Source organism: Trichocoleus sp. Lan, assembly GCF_039961855.1.
In the GTDB taxonomy this organism is placed as follows: domain Bacteria; phylum Cyanobacteriota; class Cyanobacteriia; order Cyanobacteriales; family FACHB-T130; genus FACHB-T130.
Map to the genome: position 1 here is coordinate 47,495 of NZ_JAMPKA010000034.1, position 17,080 is coordinate 64,574.

Here is a 17,080-nt window from a genome sequence, read left to right on the forward strand (position 1 = left end):
TGATGCATCGCGTCTCTACAAGATTTCTTGCAACTGTAGCTGCTTTGCCTCCCCAGTGCTTACTCCTCGCTCGCTAAGTTTCTACTTTCATTCAACAATTGGGAGTAGGCATGGGCGACATCTTTGAGATGTTGATATTCTTCTTTCATTCGTTGATACTGCAACTCAAAAGCCAGATGTGAGACGATAAGCCGATCGGGATTGTACTCAGCTACCTTAACTCCAATTAAAGCCTCTCTAATTAAACGAACATATATTTTTTGTAACTGTTCGGCTTTCCTTAACAGCTTTTCAACCTCAAGTAAAGCTTTCTCATAGGTAGCTACTTGGACAGAATACACATCAGAGGTAGAGACTAAATCAGCTAAGTCATTAATTTTACGATATTGCTCTTCAAGTACGGACATTTCTGGCTCTAATTGCCAGTGTTCGTGAATGATGGGAGCTAGTTCTTTGATGGTAGTCAGCTTTGGATCGTTCGTTTTAGAGTTCTGCTCGATCACCTCCACATCATTGAGGGGATGCCAGGAATAAATATATTCAACATCCCCTTCAGGCGTCAGTCTGGGAAAGACAACTTGGACTCTATTCTGACGCCTAACCATCAGCGGAATTCCATAGTTTTTCAGAGGTAAGCTGGGATACTTCTGTTCTGCACCTTTCACCAAAACAACAGTATTATTTTTAATTTGTTTAATCTTGGCTTTCCGTTTTTCATTAATCAGATAGGCAATGACCAAAGGTACAAGTATTACAAGAATGATTAGAAATCTTTGCAGCACAGCGATCGCCTCCAGCCTCCATCTGTTGCACGGGAAGGTAGTCGTTGATTTATTGTGACTGATTTTGCCTTCGACTGACGAGTGTAGGAGGAACAGGGGTGCGGAGGTACAGAGGTGCAGGGAGAGGCACAGGGGAGAGGTGCAGGGGAGCGAAATCTCATTGCCTCCTCGCCTCTGCTTGGCTTCTGTCTCAAGCTAGGTGGGGACTGGATTAAATGTAAAGTAAAAATTAAGCAGTTCTCTGTTGTTGGCTTGCATCTGTGAAATCACAAACGTCGCTACATCTGGGCAAAACCTTAAAAAGCTCCCAGTTTCAAACTCTGATTGTCGATAGTCTCACCGTTTTTTGGGGGGATTGGTTAGATTTACGTGTCCGAATTGTGCAGGTGGCGGCGTCTGGGCTAATATCGCCTCTGATTTACATTCTGGCGTTTGGATTGGGGTTGGGTAGCTCTATCAAGCCTGGTGTGGGGATTAGCGGTAATTACAATAACTATCTGGAATTCATTTTGCCGGGGATGGTGGCGCTATCGTCGATGGTGATTAGTTTCACCGGCACGACATTTTCCATCTGTGGCGATCGCTTGTTCTCGAAAACTTTTGAAGAAATGCTGCTGGTACCAGTGCATCCTCTCGCTTTGCACTTAGGAAAAATGCTAGCTGGCGTGGTGCGGGGGTTGATGACAGCGGGTTCGGTGATTTTAGTGGCGGTACTCTTTACTGGCAAGGTTTGGAGTTTTTTGAACCCTTTGTTTCTGCTGCTGGTCGTGCTGAATTGCGCGGTGTTTGCTGGGTTGGGTGTGATTGTTGGTTTAAGCGTGCGATCGCTCGAAGCGGTTGGGCTTTACAATAATTTCGTTATCATCCCCATGTCGTTTTTGGGCGCAACTTTCTTCGATCCCGCCACTCTCCCGGCTGCCCTCAAGATAGTTGTCTATCTGTTGCCCCTGACTTATACCAGTATTGGCTTACGCGCCGCAGCTTACTTACCAATGTCGCAGTTTCCCTGGTACTCGGTGCCGATTTTAGCGGTGATGGCGATCGCGCTTTCCTTCGTTGGTGCTTATCAATTTGCTCATCAACAAGATTAATTGGTTCAGGAAGGGTGGGCACTGTCCACCTTCCTGAACTAATCAGCTAACGATAATTGCGTCGAAAAGTTTCAGAAGTTTCAAGTTCTCAAAAGCCTGGAAATCGCGGTATTTTTCCAGCTCCTGCTTGCTTTCCGGGAAAAAGATACCAAGCCCCGAAAAATTTTCATATTCTGGAATAGGGCGAAATAATGTACCATTTCGTTTTACTTTATAAATGATTGAATTATTTAAAAAATCAACGAATTCATTGTATCTATTTTGATTTGCGCCTGACTGATTGGTGATAGTTTGAAAAAATGAGACAACATCGACAAACCGTTCGCCCATATACTTATAAGTTGTCAGGTTGCTCAAATTTATATTTTTTATATTAGCTGCCAGAACTGCATCAATAAGCGGATTAATTTTTGCAGATAGTTGCGTGATAGCACGATTATTGATAGCGGTATAGCTATGGTACATATCGCTAGATTCAAACTCCATAATCTTTTCCGCTAGCTGTCCTCCACTAATTTCTGGTTGACGCCCCAAAAAATTAAATAATTGCTCGTAATAATAATTGGGAACACCTAGCAGTAATTGGGAAGAAAGAGTATATTTCGCTGTATCTCGAAAAGTATAGTTGGCTTCAATAGTTCCTTTATTGCAATTTTGAAAGAAAACTAACTCCACCCGCTTGCCTACTTGCTGATTAAAATTTGCGATCAGATCGCTTAATTTTTGGATATTCATCCACTGAGTTTTTAAATTCAAGCCTGGTTCAGGGTGTTCATCTGGGCTAATTTCATCTAAACGACCCCCATGTCCTAAGAATACAATTGCCCATTTTTTAGCTTGAAATTGCGACTTAGCCCAATTAAGGTATTCAGAAAAAGCTTCCTCACTGGCGCTGTTTGCTGTATTTAAGCTTTGAGTAGAAATATTTCCTTTAGTAAGGATGTTTCTTGAATTTTTTTTAGCTCCGCTAAAATCAGATTGTATCGCTACAAGAATATTATCGCTATTCACACTTTTGGCAAGCATATCCATAATAGAACGGCCAAACTTTGAGAGGTCGTTATCATAAGGCATCCAATATAAAAAAATCCATTCGTAGAGTCGCTTATTGCTCATGCTTGTAGCAATAATATCTGGCTGATTTTGACTGAGTAAAATCAGGTTTCCTAAAAAGGATGCACTACCTAACGCCGAATACTGAAGCAACTTTCTGCGCTTCATAGAGCTAGTAACTCAGTAGATTATGGATGAATGCTTCGATGTTAACCCCTGGCAAAGCAAACTCGCAAGAGCAAGCGACACCCTTTCCTTCGTCGGTGCTTACCAATTTGCTCATCAGCAAGATTAAATTTTGAACTGCCAAAATGCTAAGGATGCTCAGAAGAGGATTTAATTGCGATCGCTCTGTTGACTCAGCCTTTACCTCAACCGAGTCGCTATCTGCACTCGGCTAGTGGAGTGCCATCTTTGGTCTTTCCAGATATCAAAAACATCATTGTTTTGACTATCAACTCGATGACATCCCATCCAATGCTTGTCATCTCTGGCTCGTAAAAATGTTGCAGCCTTGACTCGAATATCATTATGCCATGTATTATCATCAACTTTCCATACCTGGAAAAAATGATGATTGATGCTATCAAGTTTGCAAAATCTCATCCAATGGTTGTCATCTTTACCTTGTAACATTAAGGCTTTCTGAGCAACAATTGAACCATTTTCAATTCCAGCTTTAACAGATTTAATTTCCGCAAAAACCGCATTAACGGTGTCTTGAGCAGTCTTAGATTCTTTGTGAGCATATTCAGCTATTTTTTCGGCTTGTGTTACTGCATTCTCAAAGCGTTCATTGGTAGCCTGAAGTTCTGCTTTTGTCATTATAGGCTCTGCTTTAATAGCTTGAAGCTCATCTTTCAGAGTTTTAATTTCTGTCTTACAATTTTGGATTTCTGTTTTAGCAGCCTGAAGTTCTTTTTTCAGATTTTCCTGAGACGCCTGAAGCTCCTTTAAAATCTGTAGTTCTGCCTGAAACTGTTCGCGTGTTCGTTCTAGTTCTGCGATCGCTCTTTCGTAGTACCCCAGCGGCGTTTTCCAGTCACCAGCACCAGCTTTACTCATAAAAAACCTCTTTCTTACTTTATGTATCCTCTTTATCTGTCAAGAATCGCTGCGACTTCTCAGGCTTTAGCAAAAGAGGTTCGGTAGAATCATAAGTCTTGATTGTTCCACGCCAAAACTCACAAAGTACGCCATATTTAAGCCAATCTTGAATAGCTATCCTTTTCAACTCTGGAGCTTTTTTGACTAAAGCAGCCATCATCGCTGCATTGTGTTGAAGTTGTCCATAAATCTTCAGTACCTCGTCAATAGAACTTTTCTCATTCAACTTGCTCAATTCATAGCATTCGCTTAGTTCATAAAGCTCAATGTCCGACAGCCTAGCACCAGGCTTCAATCCGATTTTGAGCCTCTGTCTACATTTATCAAAAGGATTCGGCAATGCATGAGCTAAATGTTTCTTTAACTCATTCCGAATCTGTTCAAGCTTTCCATCTATCGCTTCGTCTATTTTATCTACAAGCTGATTAGCATCTTTAAATAGTTTTTCTTCTAGCAAATTAACCTCTACCAACATTGGTGCGATTAACTTGTTATTAATTTCTTCGGGAGTGAATTGACTACCTAACTGCAAGGCTTCCATTACCACTAAAGAAATTTGATTAATTCTATTTTCTAAATAGGTGTCAGTTATTCCGATAGTTTCTCTTACATCTCTAAGCGCTACTTCCCGCACTTGATTAATGTTTTCTAAAGCCTTCTTTACTTGCTCATCAGCCTGGTTAATTAAAGACTCAATATCACCTACCGTCTTAGTTTCTAATTCCTCCATTTCATTTTTTGCTTGGTTGATTCGGTTTTGAGCTATATAATCAAGCTTGTCAGCTAAGGGATATAGTTTTTCATCAAATAATTCACCAATTTGTTTCCCTGCCGATTTCACAAAATCCTGCGAAACGTCTTTAGAAGCACGTTCTAATTTTTTAATCAAACCTCCAAAGAGCCATCCCAGCATTTCTCACCATCCTTGCATCGCTAAGCTAGCAGCAAACTTCATCAAAGTCTATCGCACTAGCTGCTTTTGCGATTTCAGTACAAATACTGAAAAACCCGATTTCTATAAGAAACCGGGTTTTTAGAAACGCGATAAAACGGCCTTTCTACACAAAATGAGAGAGGGGGCTAAAATGCGTCCAGCCACTTATCGATAATAGAGTTGATAATGCTAACCTACACATTGAAACGGAACAGCATTACATCGCCTTCTTTGACAATATATTCCTTCCCTTCACTGCGGACTAAGCCTTTTTCCTTCGCAGCATTCATGGAACCAGTTGTTACTAAATCTTGGTAAGCGACTGTCTCCGCCCGAATAAAACCGCGCTCAAAATCAGAGTGAATGACGCCTGCTGCTTGGGGTGCTGTCATTCCGGCGTGAATTGTCCAAGCGCGAGTTTCTTTAGGACCAGTTGTAAAGTAGGTACGCAAGCCTAAAAGTTCGTAAGTGGCGCGAATCAGAGATTTTAATCCGCCTTCTTCCACCCCAAGAGAACCCAGAAATTCAGCTTTATCTTCTTCTGGCAATTCGACTAGTTCTGCTTCCACTTGGGCAGAAACAATGACGACTTGGGCATTTTCTTGGGTCGCAATTTCCCGCACTTGTTCTACATATTTATTGCCGGTTGCCAAATCATCCTCAGAGACATTGGCAGCATAAATAATTGGTTTACCTGTGAGCAATCCTAATCCTTTGAGCGCTTCAGCTTCTTCTTCATTTAAGTTGGCCCGCCGCGCTGGTTTGCCCTCATTTAATAAAGCGCTCAATTTTTCTAGCGCAGCGAGTTCAATCTGTCCTTCTTTGCTAGTACGGGCAGCTTTGCGGGTGCGCTCAATACGTCGCTCTACTTGAGATAAATCTGCTAAAGCCAGCTCCAAATTAATAATGTCAATATCTCGCGCTGGATCAACAGATCCGGCAACGTGGATAATGTCATCATTCTCGAAACATCGCACTACATGAACAATGGCATCAACTTCTCGAATGTGGGACAAAAATTGATTACCCAGTCCTTCCCCCTGACTAGCACCTTTCACTAAACCAGCAATATCCACAAACTCAACCCGTGTCGGGATAATTTGCGCCGAACTGGAAATATTAGCCAGGGCGTTTAACCGTTCATCTGGCACCGACACGACACCAACATTGGGTTCGATGGTGCAAAAAGGGAAATTGGCAGCTTCAGCCTTGGCATTGGCAACCAAGGCGTTAAATAAGGTAGATTTTCCGACGTTGGGAAGTCCGACAATTCCGGCTCTAAGCATCTTAGTTCAAGAGGTAAAACTGGGTAGAATCAATTAGATAGGTTCAGGAATCGGTTGAGGAATCGGACCTGGAACCGGCTGGGGAATGGGCGCTGGCACTGGCTCTGGCACAGGTGAGGGAATCGGCTGGGGAACGGGGGCTGGCACAGGCTCTGGCACAGGTGAGGGAATGGGTTCTGGTACAGGTCCCGGTACGGGTTCTGGTACTTCTGGCGGCGATCCAGGAATCGGATTAGGCTCCGATCCGGGGATCGGGCTGGGGATGGTTGGTTGGGGGATAGGATTAGGACTGGGATTAATCATGGCGATCGCATTGAACAATTTAACCCTATCAAAATAGGTAAGAACGCATAACAATGACATCCCCCGGAATAACGACATTCCGCGACACTTACACTTGAAGATTCATCCAACCGCATCCAAACTCATTACTGTAGCAGGTATTGAGAACGCATTAACTCGTCTGCGATCGCTTTTCGATGCAAGTTGAACTGCCCCTACGAAATTGTTGGGCAGAAACGATCTATCCTAAACCGGCAAAGGCAAAAAGCGCTCGGATTTTCTCCCCCGCTTACCTTCCGGATATCACCGATTTTAGAAAAATTTCCAGCATGGATTTTATCCCAGGGTCTCAAACAACTACCCCATTAGTGGACGCCCTTCAAGCGTGCGCCAAGAAGCATCATGCACCCTTTTACACGCCCGGACACAAGCGGGGGCAAGGAATTTCCCAACGGTTAGCGGATTTGCTCGGAACCGCCGTGTTTCCAGCAGATTTACCAGAATTACCGGAGTTAGATAACTTGTTTGCCCCAGAGGGCGTGATCCAAGAAGCCCAGGAACTGGCAGCGGCAGCGTTTGGGGCAGAACGCACTTGGTTTTTGGTCAATGGTTCGACTTGTGGATTAATGGCGGCAATTTTAGCCACTTGTAGCGAGGGAGACAAAATTATTCTGCCTCGGAATATCCATTCCTCGGCAATCCACGGCTTAATCCTTTCGGGTGCGATTCCGATTTTTGTGAATCCAGAATACGACCTAGAGCTAAATATTGCCCACAGTATCACCCCATCGGCGGTAGCAGACGCCCTGCAACAGCATCCGGACACCAAGGCGGTGATGATGGTTTACCCGACTTACTATGGCGTTTGCGGGGATATCAGAGCGATCGCGCAAATTGCTCATCAGCACGGTATCCCTTTGCTCGTAGACGAAGCCCACGGTGCCCATTTTGCCTTTCATCCAGATTTGCCCACTTCTGCCCTCGCCGCTGGAGCCGACTTAACGGTACAATCCACCCACAAGGTACTGGGGGCACTCACCCAGGCATCAATGCTGCACGTCCAAGGCAATCGAGTCAATCGCGATCGCTTGAGCAAAGCTTTACAACTGTTACAGTCTACCAGTCCCAGCTATTTGTTGTTGGCTTCCCTGGATGCAGCACGTCAGCAAATGGCATTGCATGGGAAAGCGCTAATGGAGAAAACCTTACACTTGGCTGAGGAAGCGATTACCCAAATTAGCCAAATTTCTGGGTTATCCGTGTTAAGAACTGCCAATACACCGGGTTTTGTTGCTCTTGACAAAACGCGGCTGAGTGTGAAAGTTTCTGACTTAGGTTGGACGGGATTTGAAGCGGATGAAATTCTCCATCAACAGCTAGGCGTGACTGCTGAGTTACCATCGCTGCACAGTTTGACTTTTATCATCAGTTTGGGAAACACTCCATCTGATATTGTGCAGATGGTATCGGCACTCCGAATTTTAGTGCAAGAGCGATCGCCCACCACATCAATAGCCCCATACCTGGATGTCTTCACCCGGTGGAAAGCTGAATTTCTTCAGATTCATCCTTCCTCCTTCGTGCTTCATCCTTCCATCTCTCCCCGTCAAGCATTTTTTTCCCAAACCCAAACGTTGCCGGTGGAAAAGACTGTAGAACGCATCAGTGCCGAACTTATTTGTCCCTATCCACCCGGAATTCCCGTGTTGATGCCAGGGGAAGCGATCGCTCCCTCCGCCTTGGATTACCTGCAACAGATTCTCGCCTTGGGTGGAAGTATTACGGGTTGTAGCGATCCGACCCTCAAAACGTTAAAGGTTGTTCGCTAATTGGAGACAGGCTTAAACTCAAAACTTAGACGCGAGCGATCGCGTCTCTAGTACTCAAAACTTCAGACGCGAGCGATCGCGTCTCTACTACTCAAAACTTAAAACTTTCTATGTGGCCCTACGTAACTCCTGGTATCCCAGATGACCTCTTCGAGCGGTTGCCCGGTATTCCCCTCAGCAAGCGCGAGGTGCGGTTACTGTTGATTTCCTTACTCAGACTCAAACCCGATTCTGTGTTGTGGGATATTGGCGCGGGAACCGGCACGATCCCCGTAGAAACCGGCTTATTGTGTCCGAAAGGTCGAATTATTGCCGTAGAACGCGATGAGGAAGTGGCAAGTTTGATTCGCCGTAACTGCGATCGCTTTGGGGTTCGTAATGTCGAAGTCGTTGAAGGAAGCGCCCCAGAGTGCCTAAAAGACTTACCCGTTCCCCCCCATCGGGTTTGCATCGAAGGCGGACAACCCATCAAGGATATTCTCAAGGTCGTTTGGCAATACTTAGAACCGCAAGGTAGGGTGGTTGCAACGGCGGCTAATCTAGAAAGTCTCTATGCCGTTTCCGAAGGCTTCGCCGAATTACAAGCTCGAAATATCGAGGTGGTTCAATCTGCCGTCAATCGTTTGGAAACGCGAGGCACCCATCAGATCTTTGCCGCAGTCAATCCAATTTTTATCTTGAGTGGCGAGAAACTGGATTGAAAATCTTAATCCTAAAGGCTAGAGCAGCATTCTTGACGATTGAGAACACAAAAATTCCCGTTAAGATGCGTACCATCAAGAAATTTATTTTTTGTCGGGATTGACGAACGGTGTCAGGAGAAATGAGCAGGATGCTGAAAAAAAGCGTTGGCTTTATTCTAAATTAACGGCAGCAATTGCCTAAATCTGTTTTAGATCGGTTAAAGTGTGCAAAAGTAATTCTTAATCTTATTAAGACTAGATTAACTTCGTTGTTGCGGTCTCAAGAGCGCATCTTATGCCTTGGTCTCGTATTTTTAGTGGAATCGTCGCGATCGCTGTCGCCCTCCTGATGCTCTTTTTTGGAGGATGGTTCTTTACAGTTGGTCTGTGCATCATCGTCTATCTCGGTCAGTTAGAGTATTTTCAGATGGCACGAGCCAAGGGCATGGCACCCGCTGGCAAAACTACTCTGGTAGTGAGCCAAGTTCTGTTAATCACAGCGTCTCTGGCACCAGCCTTGACAGATGCCATGTTTCCCCTGGCAGGAACGTTGATTTGTTTCTATCTTCTGTTTCAGCCCAAGCTTGCCACAATTGCCGATATTTCCGCCTCTATATTGGGGTTGTTCTACGGCGGCTATCTGCCCAGCTACTGGGTGCGCCTGCGCGTCGGACTCGCTCCCGCGATCGCGATTGCAGAGCCATTGAATGGCTATTTGCCCGCTTCCTGGCACGAACTTAGCACTTTGCCCCAAGGTTTGACGGCAACGCTTTTGGCCTTCCTCTGTATTTGGGCTGCTGATATCGGTGCTTACATCTTTGGTAAATTCTTTGGTCGCACGCGCCTTTCTGAGATTAGCCCCAAAAAGACTGTCGAAGGAGCTGTATTTGGGGTTCTTGGCAGTGTGGTAGTGGCAATTGCTGGAGCTTGGTATCTGAATTGGCCCAGTTGGCAGTTCAGTGGCTTGGCTTTAGGGCTGCTGGTTGGGATTGCGAGCTTGCTGGGAGACTTAACGGAGTCGATGATGAAGCGAGATGCTGGGGTAAAGGACTCAGGGCAACTGATTCCGGGTCACGGCGGCATTTTAGATCGGGCTGATAGTTACGTGTTTACCGCTCCCCTGGTGTATTATTTCGTCACACTCTTGTTACCTTTATTACCCCGCTAGAAAAGTCTTTCTACACGATTGGGGCACACCATAGAGGCAATTGGTAAGCAAAGTTTAGTAGTGAAAATCTCTTTTATCTGCCTCTTTTGTGTACCTCAGTCCTAGCCAACCCTCAGTCCTAACTCCTAAGTCCTCAGCCCTCAGTCCTAACTCCTAAGTCCTATTTTTATTCGGCTGGAATGACATTAATCCGCCCGCGACAAACTAACTGACCCGGAATCACAGTTAATTCCTGAATATCTAATTCTGGGCCTAAATCTATCTTGAATTCATCCAAATTGCCTCGGAGCAGTTCCTGTTGCGTCTCGATACAGGGGGACTCTAGAAGCAGTTCGTGAGGGCTAGCTAACTTTAGACCTGTCCGCAGCACTAGAGGTGTAGCGTTACCCGATGGGTCTGTTAAAGTGCCGCTGAGTTTCAAACTTTCCGGATCGATGGTAATCTGTTGCCAACTGATTTGCTGGTCTTTTAAGATGTCAGCTGGGTGCGTTGGAACTGCTTGGAGTAGTGTCCCCAGTAAATCAGTTAAAGCAGTGGCGAATAAGGGTGCCTGGAGAGATGCCTTAAGGTCTGTCTCCTCTAGTATTAGCTCACCGGAAACGGGGATGGGTTCGAGAAGGCGTAAAGGTTTACCTCTAAGAACTTGACCCAGGTTGATGCGAATGTTTTCTCCGGTTAACTGAATGCGTGACAGATGCAGTCCTTGATACACTGCATGGTTGGCGGCAATAAAAACTTGAGGGATATAACCTGTAAGGATTTGGCGATCGCCTCCGGAAATTTTAAACTGGAGGTTTTCAACTTGCGAAACTTGCGATCGCAACCACAGCCGCAACGCTGGTGATAATGTTGTGCTGATAATCCTGCTCCCTTGCTTAGATGTCAATGGCTTTCTTCCTGTAATATTTGTACATAGTCTAATTAGAGGTCAATTTTGGGTTTTAGACTGGCGATTCCTTCAAAATCCTAAATCTAAGATCAAAAATCCCTAATAGTCTAGCCGAGGCACTGCCTCAACAAGCTAAGCCCTAACCTTTATTCATTCGTCGCTCGATTTCGCCTATGGCCGAAAGGCTACAAAAAATTCTTTCCCAATGGGGTATTGCCTCCCGCCGCCAAGCTGAAAAAATGATTGAAGCAGGGCGCGTGCGGGTCAATGGTACTGTTGTGCATCTGGGGCAAACAGCAAATCCAGAACAAGACCGGATTGAAGTTGATGGCAAACTTGTACTCCCAGCTCATCGTCCTCAAATGCTCTATATCTTGCTTTACAAACCTGCTGGGGTAGTTTCTACGTGCCGCGATCCTCAAAAGCGCCGCACGATTCTTGATTTACTGCCTCCTGCACTCCGAGAAGGTCAGGGATTGCATCCAGTTGGACGTCTAGATGCCGAATCCACCGGCGCGTTATTGGTCACAAATGACGGTGAAATGACGCTACGCTTGACCCATCCGCGATATCATCTTCCTAAAACTTACCAAGTTTGGATTCAGGGTCATCCCCCAGAAGAGGTACTAAAATCCTGGCGTCAGGGTATTCTACTGTCAGGGAAAAAGACATTGCCTGCTCAAGTTCGCGTTTTGGATGTGCGGGGTTCTCAAACCTGCTTGGAAGTGATTCTTACAGAAGGGAGAAACCGACAAATTCGACGCATTGCCGAGCAACTGGGCTATCCCGTCATTCATCTACACCGTGCCGCGATTGGTCCCATTTGTTTAAAACGAACAGGGGAGCCTATGTTCCCTGGTACTTATCGTTTTCTTGAAGATTTTGAAATCAGTTTTCTACAAAACCAAGTCAATCTAACATCAATAGAAGTGCCAGCAGACATCAAGGAGCGCCGTGTATGAAGGAGAATCCACTTCATCTTCAACAGCAACAAATTGAGAAGCTAAAAGAACTGGGGTCTCGCCTCCGCCAGGTGCGTGAGGAACAATCTCTGTCCCTAGAGGAAGTTGGCGACAAAACCAGGATTCAAGTTCGTCTGCTCAAGGCAATTGAGGAAGGTAGGCGCGAAATCTTGCCTGAACCCGTCTATATTCAAGGCTTTATCAAGCGGTATGCTGATGCACTGGGATTAGATGGGGTAGAGTATTCTGACACTTTTCCCAGTGGGCCGATTTTCCAGCTTATTAAGCCGACCTGGCGGTATTATTTGCCATCAGCTCAGCTGCGACCGATTCACCTTTACTTGATCTATGTGTTTCTGGTGATTGGTGCAGTGAACGGTCTGTCTTACGTGGTGAATCGTCCGGCTTTAGAAGTAGGAAAGGGCGGGACTCAAGAGCGATCGCCTAGAGAGTCTCTCGCCAAAGCTAATGCAGCCAATACAGACTTGCAAGAAAAACTAGGGCCGTTTACCCCAGCAGTATTCAGCAGCAATACCAGTCAAACGGGTAAGCCGGTACGGGTTGGCGTAACCGTCAAAACCCCATCATGGATTCGGGTAGTGGTGGATGGCAAGACGCAGTTTGAGGGAACGCTCCCCCAAGGCACTCAGCGCATCTGGGTTGCAGAGGAGACACTGATTGTAAAAGCTGGTAATGCGGGTGGTATCCTAGTCGCTTTTAATGATGAAAAGGCAAAGAAACTGGGTGCCCCCGGTAAAGTTCGAGAAGTAACCTTTGCCGCTAATCCTCCTGGGTCTTAATGAGTGCTGAGAACTGTGAGGGTCGAGACGCGATCGCGTTTTTCTTCAAAGACACGCGATATACACCAGTGACGCAAGCGATCGCCCAAGTCCTCACCCCTCAGTCCTCACCTCTCAACCCCGATCCCTTAGTCCTCAGTCCTCAGTCCTCACTGCTTACCCCTCACCCCTCAGTCCTGATTCTTAATTGGGGCGCGACCGAAAGTTTCAGTTAGAGTTTTGAGACGATAGCCGATCTCTTGGTTCACGGCTTCAGATCGATACCGCCACTCCCAATTTCCCTCTGCTTTGCCGGGGAAATTCATTCGGGCATCGCCCCCCAATCCCAAAAGATCCTGAAAAGGAATAATGGCCTGATTTGCCACCGAAGCCATCGCCAGCCGGATCGCATCCCAGTGGATGCCGTCGGAACTGATGCAACCCACATAACGCAGGAGATTCTCCCTTTCATAGTCTGAAAGTTGATAGAACCAGCCTACCGTGGTGTCATTATCATGGGTGCCGGTGTAAACCACACAGTTGCGCGGATAGTTAAAAGGCAAAAAGCCGTTGCCAGAATCCGAACCAAAGGCAAACTGTAAAATCTTCATCCCCGGAAATTCAAACTTATCTCGCAGCGCCTCTACCTCTGGGGTAATCACGCCCAAATCCTCTGCCAGGATAGGAAGCTTGCCTAATTTGTCGTTCAGTAGCTTAAAGAAAGCTTCTCCAGGAGCGTCAATCCACTCCCCATTCATAGCAGTCGTTTCGCCCTGCTTAACTGCCCAGTAGGCTTGGAAACCTCGGAAGTGGTCAATCCGAATAATGTCAATGTAATCTAACAAAGATTCAAAGCGCTGTATCCACCACTTAAAGTTTTGCTGCTGCAACTTTTCCCAGTTATAGACTGGATTGCCCCACAACTGGCCTGTGGCGCTGAAGTAGTCCGGTGGAACTCCAGCCATCAGCGCCGGTTCCCCCGTCTGTTCGTCCAAGCAAAAGATATCTGGATGCGACCAGACATCGGCACTATCGTGAGCCACATAAATTGGAATATCGCCAATAATCTCAATACTGCCCAAGTTGGCATAGCTTTTCAGTTGAGTCCATTGCCGGAAAAACTCAAACTGCAAGTATTTGTGGTAATAAATCTCATCATTCAGCCGCTGCCGCCACTGTTCTAAGGCTTCCGGTTGGCGTTTAGCAATTTCCGGTTCCCAGTTATACCAACTAGCGTGTCCCTGAGCTTCCCGGATCGCCATAAATAAGGCATAGTCATCAAGCCAATGAGCCGCCTTGCAAAAACTTGCAAATTCCTTTTGCTGTAAGGTTGATGCCTGGTTTTTAAAGTTTTCGCAGGCTTTAGCGAGCAAAGGCATTTTGGTCTGGATCGCCCGCTCAAAATCCACCCTGTCTAGGGAAAATTCTGGCAATCCAGAAAAATCATCCTCGGTAAGTAACCCCTCGTCGCGCAGCTTCTCAGGACTAATCAGTAAGGGATTTCCCGCCAATGCTGAATAGCACATATAGGGAGAATTGCCATAGCCGGTTGGTCCTAATGGCAAAACCTGCCAAAATTGCTGGGAACTCTCCACCAAAAAATCAATAAAGCGATAAGCTTCTAAACCGAGATCGCCGATGCCAAACCGGCTAGGAAAACAAGTGGGGTGTAGCAAAATGCCACTAGATCTAGGAAACGGCATAAATAACCTGATGGAGAGGATGCAAACGATTTGACATTATCACGGTACGCAGAAGTTTGACACTCACTCCTAGGGCGGGTTGCATTCGGTAATTCAACCGTCATAAATGACAGCGATCGCGGCAGAATAAATTCAGCCTTTTTTCCCTCGATCCCGCTCATTGGGGGGCAATATATTCAGAATGACTTACCGAAACCCTGCTCCGACTGTCGATATCATTATTGAACTGATCGATCGACCGCATCGACCGATTGTATTAATTGAACGCCAAAATCCACCTTATGGTTGGGCAATTCCGGGTGGGTTTATTGATTACGGGGAGAAAGCAGAAGCGGCGGCGCGGCGTGAAGCGCAGGAAGAAATTAGCTTACAGGTGGAGTTAATTGAACAATTCCAGGTATATTCCGATCCCCGCCGCGATCCGCGAAGTCACACGATGAGCGTTGTGTTTATCGCAACGGCAACGGGCGAACCTCAAGCTGCTGATGATGCCAAGGCGGTTGGAATTTTTGAATCTTGGCGAATTCCCACGGATTTATGCTTCGATCACGGCAAAATCCTGCATGATTATTGGCGTTATCGGCATTACGGGATACGTCCTCGATTGTCTTGAGGCGGTTTATAGCCAATGGGTAATGGCTTTTTAGCTCAGGTTAAACTTAAATACAAAAGGGAAAAGCCATAAACTGCCGCTACTCGCTATGATGCAACTTCAGAGAAATCGCACGTTTGCCGCTACTCTGCTTCACCGGCGGCAACGACTTGCCGAGTTAATTGATTTTCCAGTTATTCTCTGGTCTGGGCGTAGTAGTTCCCGAAATTATCCAGCCAATACTTTCCCATTTCGCGCCAGCAGTCATTTCCTCTATTTTGCGGGGGTACCTCTGGAAAATACGGCGATCCGCCTCGAAGCTGGGAAACTAGAACTGTTTATGGATGATGCGTCTCCTGCCAGTGCCCTCTGGCATGGAGAAATGCCGAAACGTGAGGAAATTGCCCAGGCGATTGGAGCGGATGCGGCATTTTCGATGGCAGAATTGGAGTCACGCTCAGCGGATGCTGCGACTATCTCGGTGCAGGATGCCGCAACTAGGCAGCAACAAGCTCAGATAATGCATCGCGCGATCGCATCTGCAAATGCATCTCAGGGAATTGATGGGGAGTTAGCACGAGCCATTATATTTTTGCGACTCAGCCACGATGCAGGTGCTTTGGTAGAATTACGACAAGCTGCATCTGTCACCGTGGAAGCTCACTTAGCGGGAATGGCTGCCACATCCAGTGCCAAGTTGGAGGCAGGTGTGCGTGCGGCAATGGAGAGTGTCATCATCTCACAGAATATGAGCTGCGCTTACCCCAGTATCGTCACGGTTCACGGGGAGGTTCTCCACAATCAGCAGTATTGGCACCCCCTGCAATCGGGAGACTTACTGCTGGCGGATGTGGGCGCTGAAACATCGATGGGCTGGGCAGCAGATTTCACGCGCACTTGGCCTGTATCGGGGAAGTTTTCTTCTACCCAAAGAGACATCTATAATTTGGTTTTGGCGGCTCACGATGCTTGTATTGCCAAAATCCGCCCGGATGTGGAGTATCGGGAGATTCATCTATTGGCAGCGACTGCGATCGCCCAAGGGTTGGTGGATTTAAGCATTCTGCGGGGCAGTGCGGAAGATTTGGTAGAAATGGATGCTCATGCCTTGTTTTTCCCTCACGGAATCGGTCATTTAGTGGGTTTGGATGTCCACGATATGGAAGATTTGGGGGATTTGGCGGGGTATGAAGAGGGGAGAACTCGGAGCGATCGCTTTGGTTTAGCTTACCTGCGGCTCGATCGCCCCTTACGCGCTGGAATGTTAGTCACCATTGAACCAGGATTCTATCAAGTTCCGGCAATTTTAAATGACCCCAATTTCCGAGCAAAATATCAGGATGTGGTGAATTGGGATCGCCTCTCTCACTTTGAAGATGTGCGCGGGATTCGCATAGAAGATGATGTTCTAGTCACCCAATCAGGCAGCGAAGTTCTTACAGCAGCATTGCCAACCGATGCCGATGTAATTGAGTCTTTGGTTAAGAAGGAATCCCGCGTTTTCTTCGGAACCGGGCAACCAATGACTGGAAAAGCACCCGCCGGTATTCCCACTTTTATTAAGCGTTGTCGCGCAATTTTTGAACAAGTTAGTCCCCAATTGATGAAGGATTATCCTGACTGGTTTATCGCGATTGAGGCAGATAGCGGTGAGTATTTTCTGGATGTAGATCACAAGGTTGCCAAACAAAAGGCGCTTGAGAAATACCCGGATGGGTTAATTTCTACTTTACAACTGCTTAAATAAGTTCGTGCCGGTAAGAAATCCTTTAGGGAAAGGGTAAATAAAATTTTACCTTTTCCCCATTTGTTTTTTTCTTAAAAGATTAGACCTCCTGCATGAATCATGAAGGGTGTGCCAGTTCGTAGTTGAGCAAGCCAGCAATTAGGTTTAAACGCAAGCCAAAGCGCTTTCTGCGGTTGCGATACCGTCCTGAAAA

16 protein-coding genes and 2 pseudogenes are annotated in these 17,080 nt (G+C 46.3%); 10 read left to right on the forward strand and 8 right to left on the reverse strand.

Annotated features, from left to right (window positions below; translation table 11 throughout):
- Positions 1 to 59: 59 nt before the first annotated feature.
- Entirely contained in the window at positions 60 to 782 is a 723-nt protein-coding gene (locus NDA03_RS23730) for a hypothetical protein (protein ID WP_348239322.1), read from the reverse strand.
- Between the two features lie 260 nt (positions 783 to 1,042).
- Here NDA03_RS23730 and NDA03_RS23735 point away from each other — a divergent pair, with 260 nt between their 5' ends.
- Positions 1,043 to 1,873: an ABC transporter permease gene (locus tag NDA03_RS23735; protein ID WP_348239323.1), complete on the forward strand. Its 831-nt coding sequence runs from the start codon at positions 1,043 to 1,045 to the stop codon at positions 1,871 to 1,873.
- Positions 1,874 to 1,915: 42 nt separating this feature from the next.
- Here NDA03_RS23735 and NDA03_RS23740 read toward each other — a convergent pair whose 3' ends face one another.
- The 4 genes from NDA03_RS23740 to ychF all read right to left on the reverse strand — a co-directional run bounded on the left by NDA03_RS23740 (position 1,916) and on the right by ychF (position 6,253).
- Complete coding sequence (locus NDA03_RS23740; RefSeq protein ID WP_348239324.1) at positions 1,916 to 3,094, reverse strand: clostripain-related cysteine peptidase; 1,179 nt, start codon at positions 3,092 to 3,094, stop codon at positions 1,916 to 1,918.
- Positions 3,095 to 3,292: 198 nt separating this feature from the next.
- Positions 3,293 to 3,991 (reverse strand): hypothetical protein, encoded by a 699-nt coding sequence (locus tag NDA03_RS23745; RefSeq protein ID WP_348239325.1) that lies wholly within the window; start codon positions 3,989 to 3,991, stop codon positions 3,293 to 3,295.
- A gap of 19 nt (positions 3,992 to 4,010) precedes the next feature.
- Positions 4,011 to 4,946, reverse strand: coding sequence for a hypothetical protein (locus tag NDA03_RS23750; RefSeq protein WP_348239326.1), 936 nt, complete (start codon positions 4,944 to 4,946; stop codon positions 4,011 to 4,013).
- 215 nt (positions 4,947 to 5,161) lie between these two features.
- Positions 5,162 to 6,253, reverse strand: coding sequence for a redox-regulated ATPase YchF (ychF, locus tag NDA03_RS23755; protein ID WP_190984951.1), 1,092 nt, complete (start codon positions 6,251 to 6,253; stop codon positions 5,162 to 5,164).
- 85 nt (positions 6,254 to 6,338) lie between these two features.
- Here ychF and NDA03_RS23760 point away from each other — a divergent pair, with 85 nt between their 5' ends.
- The 4 genes from NDA03_RS23760 (at position 6,339) to NDA03_RS23775 (ending at position 10,215) form a co-directional block, all read left to right on the forward strand.
- Positions 6,339 to 6,593 (forward strand): hypothetical protein, encoded by a 255-nt coding sequence (locus NDA03_RS23760; RefSeq protein ID WP_190432282.1) that lies wholly within the window; start codon positions 6,339 to 6,341, stop codon positions 6,591 to 6,593.
- A 271-nt stretch (positions 6,594 to 6,864) separates the two neighbouring features.
- The gene (locus NDA03_RS23765; RefSeq protein WP_348239331.1) at positions 6,865 to 8,364 is read left to right on the forward strand and encodes an aminotransferase class I/II-fold pyridoxal phosphate-dependent enzyme; all 1,500 of its coding nucleotides are present in this window, start codon (positions 6,865 to 6,867) and stop codon (positions 8,362 to 8,364) included.
- A 110-nt stretch (positions 8,365 to 8,474) separates the two neighbouring features.
- Positions 8,475 to 9,065 (forward strand): precorrin-6Y C5,15-methyltransferase subunit CbiT, encoded by a 591-nt coding sequence (gene cbiT, locus NDA03_RS23770; RefSeq protein WP_190411764.1) that lies wholly within the window; start codon positions 8,475 to 8,477, stop codon positions 9,063 to 9,065.
- Between the two features lie 277 nt (positions 9,066 to 9,342).
- A complete protein-coding gene (locus tag NDA03_RS23775; protein ID WP_190411763.1) occupies positions 9,343 to 10,215 on the forward strand; it encodes a phosphatidate cytidylyltransferase in 873 nt (290 codons plus the stop codon).
- A 166-nt stretch (positions 10,216 to 10,381) separates the two neighbouring features.
- On the opposite strand, the gene NDA03_RS23780 is transcribed toward NDA03_RS23775, so the two are convergent.
- Positions 10,382 to 11,101, reverse strand: coding sequence for a DUF2993 domain-containing protein (locus NDA03_RS23780; protein WP_190432286.1), 720 nt, complete (start codon positions 11,099 to 11,101; stop codon positions 10,382 to 10,384).
- Positions 11,102 to 11,277: 176 nt separating this feature from the next.
- On the opposite strand from NDA03_RS23780, the gene NDA03_RS23785 reads away from it, so the two are divergent.
- Genes NDA03_RS23785 through NDA03_RS23795 form a run of 3 tightly spaced genes read left to right on the forward strand, consistent with a single transcriptional unit; the run spans position 11,278 to position 13,081 of the window.
- A complete protein-coding gene (locus NDA03_RS23785; RefSeq protein ID WP_190411761.1) occupies positions 11,278 to 12,066 on the forward strand; it encodes a pseudouridine synthase in 789 nt (262 codons plus the stop codon).
- On the forward strand, positions 12,063 to 12,866 hold the full coding sequence (locus tag NDA03_RS23790; RefSeq protein WP_190411760.1) for a RodZ domain-containing protein: 804 nt from the start codon (positions 12,063 to 12,065) through the stop codon (positions 12,864 to 12,866). The genes NDA03_RS23785 and NDA03_RS23790 overlap by 4 nt, the downstream gene beginning before the upstream one ends.
- A complete protein-coding gene (locus NDA03_RS23795) occupies positions 12,866 to 13,081 on the forward strand; it encodes a hypothetical protein (RefSeq protein ID WP_348239327.1) in 216 nt (71 codons plus the stop codon). Before NDA03_RS23790 ends, NDA03_RS23795 begins: the two co-directional genes overlap by 1 nt.
- On the opposite strand, the gene malQ is transcribed toward NDA03_RS23795, so the two are convergent.
- Positions 13,037 to 14,548 (reverse strand): 4-alpha-glucanotransferase, encoded by a 1,512-nt coding sequence (gene malQ / locus NDA03_RS23800; protein WP_348239328.1) that lies wholly within the window; start codon positions 14,546 to 14,548, stop codon positions 13,037 to 13,039. The genes NDA03_RS23795 and malQ overlap by 45 nt on opposite strands.
- 181 nt (positions 14,549 to 14,729) lie before the next feature.
- Between malQ and NDA03_RS23805 the strand changes: the two genes are divergently transcribed.
- Both NDA03_RS23805 and NDA03_RS23810 read left to right on the forward strand, forming a co-directional pair.
- Complete coding sequence (locus NDA03_RS23805; protein ID WP_348239329.1) at positions 14,730 to 15,161, forward strand: NUDIX hydrolase; 432 nt, start codon at positions 14,730 to 14,732, stop codon at positions 15,159 to 15,161.
- Between the two features lie 88 nt (positions 15,162 to 15,249).
- A pseudogene (locus NDA03_RS23810) lies at positions 15,250 to 16,623 on the forward strand (aminopeptidase P family protein); the annotation flags it as partial.
- A 361-nt stretch (positions 16,624 to 16,984) separates the two neighbouring features.
- Here the strand turns inward: NDA03_RS23810 and NDA03_RS23815 are convergent.
- Positions 16,985 to 17,080 (reverse strand): annotated as a pseudogene (locus NDA03_RS23815) (IS5/IS1182 family transposase); the annotation flags it as partial.

Excerpts from the sequence above, each read along its gene's own strand:
- NDA03_RS23740 (WP_348239324.1), bottom strand. The coding sequence starts at position 3,094 with ATGAAGCGCAGAAAGTTGCTTCAGTATTCGGCGTTAGGTAGTGCATCC.
- NDA03_RS23745 (WP_348239325.1), bottom strand. The coding sequence starts at position 3,991 with ATGAGTAAAGCTGGTGCTGGTGACTGGAAAACGCCGCTGGGGTACTAC.
- NDA03_RS23750 (WP_348239326.1), bottom strand. The coding sequence starts at position 4,946 with ATGCTGGGATGGCTCTTTGGAGGTTTGATTAAAAAATTAGAACGTGCT.
- ychF (WP_190984951.1), bottom strand. The coding sequence starts at position 6,253 with ATGCTTAGAGCCGGAATTGTCGGACTTCCCAACGTCGGAAAATCTACC.
- NDA03_RS23760 (WP_190432282.1), top strand. The coding sequence starts at position 6,339 with ATGGGCGCTGGCACTGGCTCTGGCACAGGTGAGGGAATCGGCTGGGGA.
- NDA03_RS23765 (WP_348239331.1), top strand. The coding sequence starts at position 6,865 with ATGGATTTTATCCCAGGGTCTCAAACAACTACCCCATTAGTGGACGCC.
- cbiT (WP_190411764.1), top strand. The coding sequence starts at position 8,475 with ATGTGGCCCTACGTAACTCCTGGTATCCCAGATGACCTCTTCGAGCGG.
- NDA03_RS23775 (WP_190411763.1), top strand. The coding sequence starts at position 9,343 with ATGCCTTGGTCTCGTATTTTTAGTGGAATCGTCGCGATCGCTGTCGCC.
- NDA03_RS23785 (WP_190411761.1), top strand. The coding sequence starts at position 11,278 with ATGGCCGAAAGGCTACAAAAAATTCTTTCCCAATGGGGTATTGCCTCC.
- NDA03_RS23790 (WP_190411760.1), top strand. The coding sequence starts at position 12,063 with ATGAAGGAGAATCCACTTCATCTTCAACAGCAACAAATTGAGAAGCTA.
- NDA03_RS23795 (WP_348239327.1), top strand. The coding sequence starts at position 12,866 with ATGAGTGCTGAGAACTGTGAGGGTCGAGACGCGATCGCGTTTTTCTTC.
- malQ (WP_348239328.1), bottom strand. The coding sequence starts at position 14,548 with ATGCCGTTTCCTAGATCTAGTGGCATTTTGCTACACCCCACTTGTTTT.
- NDA03_RS23805 (WP_348239329.1), top strand. The coding sequence starts at position 14,730 with ATGACTTACCGAAACCCTGCTCCGACTGTCGATATCATTATTGAACTG.